Source organism: Treponema sp. (assembly GCF_017430385.1).
GTDB lineage: Bacteria > Spirochaetota > Spirochaetia > Treponematales > Treponemataceae > Treponema_D.
This window is the reverse complement of record NZ_JAFRNB010000021.1, coordinates 25,392-36,935: the sequence shown is the minus strand read 5'-3', so window position 1 is coordinate 36,935 and position 11,544 is coordinate 25,392. Positions and strand designations below refer to the sequence as shown.

Genomic DNA, 11,544 nt, shown 5'->3' with positions numbered 1-11,544 from the left:
TTTGAACATCAAAAAACTGGGTAGGAGACGAAATAATATGCAGTGGTTTAAAGTACCGTCAAAAATCTTCTTTGAGCGTGACTCAATCGAATATATCCATCAGATGAAGGGCGTTCACAAAGTTATCATCGTAACAGACCGCTCTATGGTTGAGCTTGGCTTCGTTGACAAAATCACTGACCAGCTCAAGCTCCGCCGCGATCCTGTTCAGTACCAGCTCTTCTGCGATGTTGAGCCGGATCCATCAATCCAGACTGTACGCGAAGGCGTTGAGCTTATGCGCACATTCGCTCCAGATACAATCATCGCTCTTGGTGGTGGTTCTTCTATGGACTGTGCTAAAGGTATGTGGCTCTTCTACGAGTACCCGGAAGTTGACTTCAACGACCTCAAACAGAAGTTCATGGATATCCGTAAGCGTGCATTCCGCTACCCAGACTTGGGCAAAAAAGCTCAGCTTGTTTGTATCCCAACTACATCAGGGACCGGTTCAGAGGTTACTCCGTTCGCTGTTATCACAGACAAAACAGAGCACAAGAAATATCCTCTCGCTGACTACTCACTCACACCAACAATCGCTATCGTTGACCCAACATTCACTTATGGCTTGCCAAAGAAGATCGTTGCCGACACAGGTATGGATGTTCTTACACACGCAACAGAAGCTTATGTTTCAACAATGGCTAACGACTACACAGACGGTCTCTGTATTCAGGCTATCAAGATGGTATTCCAGTACCTCGAACGCTCTTACAACAACGGCGGTGCCGACACAGAAGCTCGCGAGAAGATGCACAACGCTTCTTGTCTCGCAGGTATGGCATTCGCAAACGCATTCTTGGGTATGAACCACTCTATGGCTCACAAGATTGGTGGTGAGTTCCATGTTCCACACGGACGCGCTAACGCAATCCTCTTGCCATTCACAATCCGTTACAATGGAACACAGCCAGACAAGATCTCAACATGGCCGAAGTACAACTACTTCAAGGCTGCTGAGCGATACTGCGAACTCGCTCGTATGCTCGGTCTTCCTGCAAAAACAATTGAAGAGGGCGTAGAGTCTTATGCTAAGGCTTGTGGTGAGCTCGGTATGCGCTTGGGCATCGTCATGAACTTCAAGGGACAGGGCTTGGATGAAAAAGAGTATCTCGCTAACGTTGAGAAACTCGCTTACCTCGCTTACGAGGATCAGTGTTCTCCAGTTAACCCACGCGTTCCACTCGTTGAGGACATGAAGAAGATCCTTACAGACGCTTACTACACTGAGGAATTTGTGGATAAACAGTAAACTGTTTTTCTTACAAGAACGGCCTTGCCGTTCTTGGTCACAAAGGAGTAGACTCCTTTGCTTACAAGAATCGCTTTGCGATTCTCGGTCGAGAAACAGTAAAACAAACTCTGATTAGGGAAACTCCGTTGCTCGTAAGGGTGGCGGAGTTTTTTGTTTGTGTTGAAAACTTTACTGTGCGAGGCTGTTTGAAGAAAGTTTGAGCATATCTTCTGAAATAGTTTTTAAGTCGCTTTGGAATTGTTCCCAAGTCGGTTTTGCTATCCATTTGATTTTTTCAAAGGCTGATTTTGGTGTTCCCTCGATTATTTGGGAAACGGTGTCCGGCTCCAAGCCCAATTCTTTTTGACTGACTTCTTCAAAAATTTCTGACCAGTTGAATTTTTCATGCAGGCAGATTTCCCGAATATCTACCATATCTTTTCCCGCAAAGCGAACGGATGCCGAAATCTTGTTTGAAAGAATGTTTCTAACCGAATCCGTTCTGTGAAAAAAATCCGTTTCTTGAATCTCTCCGAAATGTGCGGCTACATCATTTACAAAATCAATTTTCAGTCCCATCGGAAAATCCTTATGATGAATCTTCATCGTATAGAATCCAGCAGTTTTGTAAAACTCCGTGTCTGTATCCCATATGTAGCCAGAATCCGACAATGCTGAAATAACGCAATCTGTGTATTTTGAGAAATCCGAATCTTTGTTGACGAAAAAATCAAGGTCGTCTGAATATCTATGCTTGTAGTAGCCCCTGCTCAGGGCGGTTCCACCGGTCAGATAAAAAGGTGTGCCTGATGTTTTCACAATATTCAGAACCCCATTCTGGAGCGTGTACAGTTTTTTTTCGTAATAATCCGAATATGAAGTCGTATTTTTGTCTGAACTCATTATTTCTCAATCCCCTTCTGACATTTTCGGTGTAAAGTTTGCAACATTCGTCTATACCATTCCAAAGCGGAACAAGGTTGTGCCACGCGACACGCTCCAAAGAGCGGAGAAAAAGCATTTCCCGTGTAAGGCCGCCAACTTCTGCCCTCTCACCAAGAATGAGATTTTGAAGTTCTTCCTTGCTGATGTCCATATCCCAGTTGAGAGTTTCTAAAATCTGATTGCGTTTTTCTGAAGTCATGGTTTTATTTTAGCATAGTTTTGTTGTTTTGTAAAAAAACTTTTTGGATTTCCTTTCCTTGTAAAAACTTCACAAATGCTATAAACTTCTTCTAATGAACAATTTTTGCGCAAAAAACACGAATTTCTCTCGTAAGCTCTTGACACGCCCGCCCCGCGCGGAAAATCATTGTTCATTGTTCATTGTTCATTGTTCATTTGGGCGAAGTCTGCCCGTAAGTCTGTAATTCCATTCACATCACATACAAAAATTCTCACACAAAGCCGCCAAGTGGTGTTTCCGAAACAGGGAATGCTTTTTGGCGGCGTTGCGATTTTAAATTTGCTTGGAACAAATCAGAAGGAGTTTGAAAAATGAAAAAACTGACAGCGGTTTTCTTTTGCTTTATGGCGACAGGTTTCTTGGTTGCGGGGGAATCTTCTGCTCAAGTGCCGGGGCAGTTTGTGAGTTCGCAACTTGGTGCATTTATCGCCCTGATTGCGATAACGATTTCGATTGCACTTGCAGTTCCTGTGTTTATCACAAAGATAACTGTTAGCGATTTGGTAAAAAAAGAACTTGAAAAAGAGAAAAAGAACAACAGCCGAAAGTTCGACGCTGACTTATTCCGTACCGATGCCCATCTTTCCCGAATGATAGGATTCTTGCTTATGGACAAACAATATTATGCTTGGGCTATTGGCTGGGGATTTCGTGCACTTAAACGATATAAAGGAATTTCGGGGGATTATCAGAAAATTTACCGTGAATTTCACGAAATGACTTTGCATAACATTATAAGACGAAGCATAGACAACTTGCAAAATGACCGTTCTTCTGAAATTGCTTATGGAGCTGATGAAGATGTCGTTTTTCGTACTAAAATTCGTGCGATAAAAGATTTCGTTGATTTTGAATATGAAATTTATATCTTGGATAAAGAACAGATTTATTCACAAGAAATTTGCAAATATTTTGCAGATGATTTGAAAGCAATTCATAGAGGAATGATTGATTTGTGGTCAGAATTGACGGATGGCAAAAGAGACACGATTGTCGAGAAAATACTTTTGCAGTCGAGTCACAAAGACAAATCAAATGAACTGGATTCATTTATCCAGAAAGAATATATACAGGAGACCTCAAAATGAAAAAACTTACAACAATTCTGTTCGCTCTTGTAGCAACAATGGCAGTGTGCGTTGCGCAATCCGAACCAAAAAAGATGGCGGTTGCCACTTTTGATATAACTGGAAATGCTGTAAACAAAGACGAGGCGGACGGAATTACCGAACTGTACATCGCGGAGCTTGTCAGCACAGGGAAAGTAAGCGTTGTGGACAGGGCGAACTTTGATAAACTTATCAAAGAAATGAAGTTTCAATCGGGCGATTGGTCAGACAAAGAAAAAACCGTTGAGCTTGGGAATGCCGCGAATGCACAACTTATCGCACGCGGACAGATAATAAAACTGGGAAGTAAACTGTATCTTTCCGCGATGGTAATTGATGTAAAGACTGCGATTGTTTTGTCAAGTGCGAAAAAACAATTTAACGGGCTTGATGATGTCTTTGATTTGCTGCCACAATTTTCAAAAGATGTTGTGGAAAGTTTGAGTTTGAAAATCGGGGATATTGGACCTGGTGGAGGAACAGTTTTTTATATTGAAGGGAGCAAAGCATACGAGTGCAGTGAGATACTTGGTTCAGCAACATGGAGTTCAGCATTTGATTTGTGCAAAAATTTTCACGGCGGAGGATATGATGACTGGTATTTGCCAAGTAAAGATGAACTTAATGCAATTTATGTAAATCTTCGCAAGACAGGAAAAATTTCAGGTAACGATTGGTACTGGTCGTCGTCTCCCTACGATTCTAATTACGCGTGGGCACAGCGTTTCAGCGACGGCTATCAGGACGGCTACACTAAGTATAGTACAAGTTGTGTGCGAGCGGTTCGGGCTTTTAGCAATTAAACTATTCAACTATTTAAACTTTTTCCGCAGTTAGGCGGTCGCAAAATTTTTGAAGTATGGCGTTGTACTATGATTTGCCGGTGTTCAAGGACACCTATGCGCTCACGCTGCGAATTTTCGAGCTTACGCAGAACTTTTCCCGTGAGTATAAATTTACGCTCGGTCAGGACATGAAGCGCGACTGCATTCAGTTGGTGCGGAGCATTTACCGCGCGAACAAATGCAAAGACAAGCAGCACTATCTTGAGTGTTTTCTTGATAATTTTGAGGTCCTGAAACTTGAGGTGCGGCTCTGTACGGATTTGCACCTCATCACGGTGAAGCAGCAGGCGGATTTATCCGCCCGTATGGACACCATCGGAAAGCAGATTACCGGCTGGCGGAATGCGAGCCGTGTCTGATAGATGCCGCCTTGTGCGGTTTCTATGCCAGAATCTTTTGTGCCACGGTGCAAGAGAGCGAGCAAGGTTTTTGTGTAAAAGCGGTCGGCAGCCGGCAATGTTGCCTGTAAGAGCCTTTTGTCGGAGTTCAGCTGTGTGCGCCGTTCGGCGTATGCAATAAAAAGTCGATTCTTTGCGACACAGTTGCTGATTTTTCTGGTCGTCGTCTCCCAACAATAATAATAACGCGTGGGCACAGCGTTTCAGCGACGGCAATCAGAACAACAACAATAAGAATAATACAAATTGTGTGCGAGCGGTTCGGGGTTTTACACAAAAACCATTTTTATGGGAGCAGATATGGCTGTTGTATATGATGTGCCGTTGGAAGATGTGTTTGCAGCATATTATGAATGTAGAAAGCACAAGCGAAACAAAAGTGGCGCGTTGCAGTTCGAAGTGGATTTGGAAAGCAATCTCATTCAGTTGTGGCAGGACTTGCGGGCTAGTCAGTATGAGTTGGAGCCATCTTCCGTGTTCATCGTGGAAAAACCTAAGCCACGGGAGGTGTTTGCGGCTTCTTTCCGCGACAGAATTGTACATCATCTTTTGCTGATGTATTTGAATCCGCTGTTTGAGCGCTATTTTATCTATGACAGCTATTCGTGCAGAACGGGCAAAGGAACGCATTTCGGCATTACCCGTGTGCAGCATTTTATCCGCTCTTGCTCGCAGAACGGAAAACGCAGGTGCTGGATTCTAAAAATCGACATACAAAGTTTTTTCATGAGCATAAGCAAGGCAATTTTGTACCGCCGACTGTGTGATTTTATCGAAGCACGATATACGGCGGAAAACAAGGCGTTTGTCCTGTATCTGTGCAAGAAAATCATCTTCAATAATCCTACTGAAAAGTGCATTTTCAAAAGTCCTACGGAAAAATGGAAACTGATTCCGAAAGAAAAAAGCCTGTTTTTCACAAAAGATGGTTATGGACTGCCAATCGGAAATTTTACGAGCCAAGTTTTTGCGAATTTTTATCTTTCGCCGTTTGACCATTTCGTAAAGCATGAGTGTGGCGTTCGTTATTATGGTCGCTATGTCGATGACTGCGTGATTGTTGGCGAATCGCATTCTTTTTTGAAACGGGTCGTTCCCAAAATGCAGAATTTTTTAGAATCAGAATCAGAATTGCATGTGCATCCCAAGAAATTGTATCTCCAGCTGTATCATAAGGGCGTTCGTTTTTTGGGAGTTTTCGTGAAGCCTTCGTATTGTGTTTCAAATCCGCGCACATTCCGTAATTTTGAACAGAGCATTAAGAAATTCAACACGATTGCGGAGAACCATAAGCCTACAAAAGAGGAAAGGACTTCTCTTATTTCTTCAGTCAATTCCTATCTTGGCATTCTGCGACATTACAAAAGCTATCATCTGAGAAATTCTGTTCTTACAGAAAAACTTTCGCCGATGTGGTTACGGCAGGTCGCCATATTCGGAAAGGCGGAAAAACTCAGCGTGCGTGGAAAACGATGATTATACTTGCATTGAAATCATACCTGTAGTGGTGTGATAAAAAATATATTCTAAGGAGAACCAAAAATGAAAAAACTGATTTCTTTCGCATTTGCCGCCCTGCTTGCAGTGGGTGCGTTCGCCCAGACTGTCGCGGTGCTCGGCTTTGAGTCGGACAATTTCTGCATCGAGGAGCGTACTGGCACGATGAGCGACTTGCTCACGGACGAACTGGTAGGCTTACCGCACATCACGGTGGTGGAGCGCAAGCACATCGACAAGGTGACGGGCGAGATGAAGTTTCAGGCAAAGCCCTACACAGACCCCGCCACGGCAAAGTCGCTCGGAAAGATGGTCGGCGCGGACTGCGTGATTGTGGGGAGCGCGGATGTGTTTGCGGGAACGCTCACGGTGACGGCGCGGACAATCGAAGTGGAAACGGCAAAAATCCTCTATTCGACCAAGATGACCTGCGACACATGGAGCGAATTCAACCGCAAGTTGCCCGACTTCGCGCGGAATCTCGTGTCGGTGATTCCAGTTCCAGAACGGTTCACGGGAACTTGGACGGGCACGGTGCAGACTGATTCCTACACTGACGAGTACGAAATCACTTTTGAAAAGAAGGGCAAATGCACGGTGCGCGTCACCCCAGACGGAAACTTCGGCTCTCCGCTCACGGCAAAAGGCACTTGGAGCGATTCGGACGACATTCTTCACATCAACGCTCGCTTCAAGACCGACATCGCGCGTCTCAAAACCATGAACTGGGCGGCGGTCTACGCTCTGGGGGACGACGGTGAAAGTTTTTCGATGAATATTCGTGGAGAAGGCGACAAATTGGTGCGCGTCGTGTTTGCCAAAACGGAGTGAGAGGTCTTCCTTGCGTGGCTTTCATGTGCTAGGGTATGGAGCACCGCCGAAGGCGTTCCGAAGCGTAGCGAAGGAATGAGCGTAAGCGAAGTGCGGAACACCCGACCCGCCGAAGGCGGGTAGCACTCAGATAAAAAAGAGAAGATGCACAACGCTTCATGTCTCGCAGGTATGGCATTCGCAAATGCATTCCTCAGTATGAACCACTCTATGGCTCACAAGATTGGTGGTGAGTTCCATGTTCCACACGGACGTGCAAACGCTATCCTCTTGCCATTCACAATCCGTTACAATGGAACACAGCCAGACAAGATCTCAACATGGCCAAAATACAACTACTTCAAGGCTGCTGAGCGATACTGCGAATTGGCTCGTATGCTCGGTCTCCCAGCTAAAACAATTGAAGAAGGCGTAGAGTCTTACGCTAAGGCTTGTGGTGAGCTTGGTAAACGACTTGGAATCGTCATGAACTTCAAGGGACAGGGCTTGGACGAGAAAGACTACCTCGCAAATGTCGAGAAGCTTGCTTATCTCGCTTACGAGGATCAGTGTTCTCCAGTTAACCCACGCGTTCCACTTGTTGAGGACATGAAAAAGATTCTTACAGACGCTTACTACACGGAAGAGTTTGTCGCAAAGAACTAAAGCTTTTTGCTTACGAGAATTGCGATGCAATTCTCGGTCGCTAAAAACTAATTGCTGACTAGCATTTAACTTAACTCCGTCACTTGTTTGTGGCGGAGTTTTTTTGTTTGATTTAGGTGACGAAATTGTATAGAATGTGGCAATGAGCAAGTTGAAAGTATATCTTGATACATCGGTTATAAGTTATTTGGAACAAGTTGATGCTCCCGAACAAATGAAAGTGACATGTGAGGTTTGGGAGACTTTTAAGAAAGGAGACTATGACATTTTTATTTCTGATGTTGTAATCAGGGAGCTTGCAAACTGTTCTGATGAAGAAAAAAGGAAAAGATTACTTTCGCATTTAACGGAAATAGAATATAATGTAGTTAATGTGACGAAAGAAACTGTCGTATTGGCAGAGCAAATCATCGATTTTGGCATATTGAAAAAGCGGAGCTTTGATGATTGTCAGCATATTGCTGCGGCTATTGTTAATGATTGTGATTTCATAATTTCATGGAATTTCAAGCATATCGTCAATGTTAAAACCATAAACGGAATAAAGATTTTAACAACTAATAAAGGCTATAAAGACATAGCAATTTATCCACCGAATGCATTTCTGATAGAGGAGGAAAATGATGAAAATGACTGAATTGAAAAAGCCTGTGCTTTCTCCGCGTTTTGATGTTGACGATATTCAGAAACTAAGGGAATACAATTCGTTGCGGCATATCAGAATGACTCCAGAAGAAATAATTGCGGAGACAAGAGCTGCTACCGCAGAAATAATCGAGCAACTTTTAAAAAGTGGTCATGCTAGAGTGATAAAAGCGTGAGTTTTATTCAGGTAGAATTCTAATTTTTTACAGTTTCCTCTTGAAATTAAGGAAGTGCTGATTAACACTTGAAGCGATTAATCAGCACTTCCCGTCAAATTGTCCGCAACTTGTTATGTTGCGGACAATTAGCAACATTCAAGGTTAACACTGAAAAATCCGCAATCGGATTTATTCAGTGTTTCCTTAACAATTTCCCATATTCTCTAAGAACTGAATCAACGAATCCTGCTGTTTTTCTGATAGACGATTGAAATGATGAATAAGATTCATTTGTTTTTCGGTCAGGACTGTCTGTGTTCCATTCTCGTCAAAAAAGAATTGTGCAAGTGAAATATTGAATGCAGAACAAATTTTCTCAAGTGATGGAATTGTGGGCAGTGTTTTTGTTCTGAACCATGCAGAAATTGTTGATTGCGTAAGCCCTGATTTTTCTGATAACTGATATTCTGACCAATTTCTTTCAAGCCGAAGCGAGCGAATTCTTTCTAAAACATCCATATCTACAATATTTTTACTTCATTTTTTCGTTGCAAAATAATACGGATATATGTATAATTGGTTCGGATTTATGTAATATTTTAGTTCAGAAATGTGTAAAAAGGAGACTTCAAAATGAAAAAACTGCATTTGTCTTTTAGATTTATAAAAACCGTCCTTTTCATGTTCATTTGTCCAATTTTGCTGCTGTCTTGCGGCAGTAAAGATGATTCTTCCGATGATTATGTTGCCCCACAACCTACACCAACAAAACCACAAGATCCAGCTCCCGCAAATGGTGGCGATACAACAAATCCAACAAATGGTGGGGATAATGCAAACCCCGTGACTCCTGTAACGCCTGCTGAAACAAATACGACGAATACCGAAAATGGTATCGAAGTTGATTCCGTTACGGGAACAAAATATTATATCACATTGACAACAAACGAAGTGAAAAACAGCAAAATCTCCGAAAATAATGCAACTCTTCCTTCTTCTGGAAATCCTGGCGCAACAATTAAAACGGATGGAACGATTGCTTTGAATACAGATGCGGATGTCATGAAAAATGCGGTTTCCGCAAACATTACAACCTCACTTTACAAGGATGAGACAACCGTAACAAAGAAATATTATACCGATGAAAATCGTTCAATCCCAGCAAGTGAAAAGCAAGATGATGTTACGAAAACAACAACTTATCATGCCGAAGTTGTTGTTTCCGACCAAGATTTAAAGATAATGATAAAATCTCAAAATTATCCAACAACAAAAACCGTTGATGTAAAGCAATATTTTGATGCGAAAACACAATTGGATGCTGTCGTAAATATGGCCACTGTTAATTTCGACGAAAATCCCGAAGATACTTTCAAAAAACGCGCTGTCGATTTGGTAAAAGAATATGCAGAATCTGAGGGTATAACAGATTTGGCTAACGATAAAATCACATTTACCGGAATTACTTCCGTAACCCCAAGATATGGTTATGATTACGAAAGCGACCTTGCAGGTACAACATTTAACGTCAAAATGTCGGATGTTGAAACAATAAATACATCTGAAACATCAAAAGATTTAATTTCTAACGTATCTTCTTATGTGTATACACTAGATGACACACCAATAAAATCTGTAAAATTTTCTGATGATATAAAATATGTAAATATAGATTTGGAAAATACAAATACTGTATTAACGCGTAAATATGCTGGTGGTATTATTGCAGATAAAGCATCTGTTTCTTTATCCAATGCAAGTAGCGCAACGTTATCTGGTAACTTGTTTACCAATACCAATAAGAGTGATAATGATAACGCTTTAAAACATAGTGCATTACTTAAAGCATTGAAAACATCTTCTGTATTACCTACGTTTAGTGCTAAATTAGCAAGGTTTTTAGGAGAGTATTCTGAAGAAAGTAAAAATTTATATGGCACAGGTATTGACGAAGTTATAAATAACTATTATGCCAAAAATGCAGGAAACAAAATGAATCCTACTTTTTATTGCGTTAATTTCAATGCTAAGAAATTCTTAGAGGATAAAGGTGAGGATATGTTTAGTGAAACTGGCTATAATGACAACAGTGCCTATACACTAAGTGCAAACGCTGCGGCCTTAATGATGAATGCTGGTGTTAACGTTTCGAACGTTGCTATTACCGGTACAAACTCTACTGGTAAAACATCTCTTGGCGGTACCCGTACAAATATTTATACTACAACCGATTGGTCTTCGATTACTAACTTAACCGGAGAAGATCGTGGTATTATATATTTTGCAAATAAAACCCCGTCATATAAACATGTAGGAGGTTCCGATGCGAAAGTCATTTTGGGAACCAAGGAGGCATATAATGCAAATGCAAAATATATTCCACATACTCTTGATATCTCTGCTTTGGATAAAATAGTTCAAGAAAGTATTGATATTGGTAGTATGAATGGTACGATTTACTTCTCTTCTGATGTAAATAGAGCAATACCTGGCACCACAAATGCATATATTTTTGGTTCTACATACAGAGGAACTCTTGATTATACCTACACCAATGCTGCATGGGAAAAGTATGGTAATACAAAGAATGATGCTGATTTGAAAGCCGGAAAAGTCGATGCATCTAAGTATAGCAAGATTTCTCTTCTTAACGATATCGAACTATCTCCTGTTGAAAAGTTGTTGTTTAATAACCAACGCACATATGGATAATCGGTTCCCATTATCCAAACAACGGCCTCCATTTTGGGGGCTGTTTTTTTTATGTGCTATCTTTTCAGCACTTCCAATATCGCATCATATACTTTATCTTTTCGGTCTGAGATTTTGCGTGCTTTGGGCGGGAAAGAAGGAACAACGCGAAGTCGTACAACTTTCACTGTGCTAGGGATAGTAGCGGCGCGAAGCGTTCGGCGGTTGGCTTGCCGACCGTCGAATGGAGCGATAGCGGAACCGCG

13 protein-coding genes are annotated in these 11,544 nt (G+C 41.9%); 10 read left to right on the top strand and 3 right to left on the bottom strand.

Features of this window, described 5'->3' with window-relative positions:
- Positions 1 to 37: 37 nt before the first annotated feature.
- A complete protein-coding gene (locus IJJ71_RS01555) occupies positions 38 to 1,291 on the top strand; it encodes an iron-containing alcohol dehydrogenase (RefSeq protein WP_296844906.1) in 1,254 nt (417 codons plus the stop codon).
- Between the two features lie 171 nt (positions 1,292 to 1,462).
- On the opposite strand, the gene IJJ71_RS01550 is transcribed toward IJJ71_RS01555, so the two are convergent.
- Together IJJ71_RS01550 and IJJ71_RS01545 are read right to left on the bottom strand one after the other, a co-directional pair.
- The gene (locus IJJ71_RS01550) at positions 1,463 to 2,092 is read right to left on the bottom strand and encodes a nucleotidyl transferase AbiEii/AbiGii toxin family protein (protein WP_296844905.1); all 630 of its coding nucleotides are present in this window, start codon (positions 2,090 to 2,092) and stop codon (positions 1,463 to 1,465) included.
- Complete coding sequence (locus tag IJJ71_RS01545; RefSeq protein WP_296844903.1) at positions 2,022 to 2,417, bottom strand: hypothetical protein; 396 nt, start codon at positions 2,415 to 2,417, stop codon at positions 2,022 to 2,024. The genes IJJ71_RS01550 and IJJ71_RS01545 overlap by 71 nt, the downstream gene beginning before the upstream one ends.
- 353 nt (positions 2,418 to 2,770) lie before the next feature.
- Between IJJ71_RS01545 and IJJ71_RS01540 the strand changes: the two genes are divergently transcribed.
- From IJJ71_RS01540 to IJJ71_RS01505, 8 genes are all read left to right on the top strand, one after another.
- The gene (locus IJJ71_RS01540) at positions 2,771 to 3,547 is read left to right on the top strand and encodes a hypothetical protein (RefSeq protein WP_296844902.1); all 777 of its coding nucleotides are present in this window, start codon (positions 2,771 to 2,773) and stop codon (positions 3,545 to 3,547) included.
- Positions 3,544 to 4,371, top strand: a complete 828-nt coding sequence (locus tag IJJ71_RS01535; protein WP_296844901.1) for an Lcl domain-containing protein — start codon at positions 3,544 to 3,546, stop codon at positions 4,369 to 4,371. The genes IJJ71_RS01540 and IJJ71_RS01535 overlap by 4 nt, the downstream gene beginning before the upstream one ends.
- Before the next feature lie 56 nt (positions 4,372 to 4,427).
- Entirely contained in the window at positions 4,428 to 4,772 is a 345-nt protein-coding gene (locus tag IJJ71_RS01530) for a four helix bundle protein (RefSeq protein WP_296844900.1), read from the top strand.
- A gap of 339 nt (positions 4,773 to 5,111) precedes the next feature.
- Positions 5,112 to 6,287, top strand: a complete 1,176-nt coding sequence (locus IJJ71_RS01525) for a reverse transcriptase domain-containing protein (RefSeq protein WP_296844898.1) — start codon at positions 5,112 to 5,114, stop codon at positions 6,285 to 6,287.
- 135 nt (positions 6,288 to 6,422) lie between these two features.
- Positions 6,423 to 7,139 (top strand): CsgG/HfaB family protein, encoded by a 717-nt coding sequence (locus IJJ71_RS01520; protein WP_296844897.1) that lies wholly within the window; start codon positions 6,423 to 6,425, stop codon positions 7,137 to 7,139.
- Between the two features lie 144 nt (positions 7,140 to 7,283).
- Entirely contained in the window at positions 7,284 to 7,784 is a 501-nt protein-coding gene (locus IJJ71_RS01515; protein ID WP_296844896.1) for an iron-containing alcohol dehydrogenase, read from the top strand.
- Positions 7,785 to 7,926: 142 nt separating this feature from the next.
- Positions 7,927 to 8,421 (top strand): PIN domain-containing protein, encoded by a 495-nt coding sequence (locus IJJ71_RS01510; RefSeq protein WP_296844895.1) that lies wholly within the window; start codon positions 7,927 to 7,929, stop codon positions 8,419 to 8,421.
- Entirely contained in the window at positions 8,408 to 8,605 is a 198-nt protein-coding gene (locus tag IJJ71_RS01505; RefSeq protein ID WP_296844894.1) for a hypothetical protein, read from the top strand. The genes IJJ71_RS01510 and IJJ71_RS01505 overlap by 14 nt, the downstream gene beginning before the upstream one ends.
- Positions 8,606 to 8,791: 186 nt before the next feature.
- Here the strand turns inward: IJJ71_RS01505 and IJJ71_RS01500 are convergent, their stop codons facing one another.
- Entirely contained in the window at positions 8,792 to 9,106 is a 315-nt protein-coding gene (locus IJJ71_RS01500) for a helix-turn-helix domain-containing protein (RefSeq protein ID WP_296844893.1), read from the bottom strand.
- A gap of 114 nt (positions 9,107 to 9,220) precedes the next feature.
- Between IJJ71_RS01500 and IJJ71_RS01495 the strand changes: the two genes are divergently transcribed.
- Positions 9,221 to 11,299 (top strand): hypothetical protein, encoded by a 2,079-nt coding sequence (locus tag IJJ71_RS01495; RefSeq protein ID WP_296844892.1) that lies wholly within the window; start codon positions 9,221 to 9,223, stop codon positions 11,297 to 11,299.
- Positions 11,300 to 11,544 lie beyond the last annotated feature (245 nt).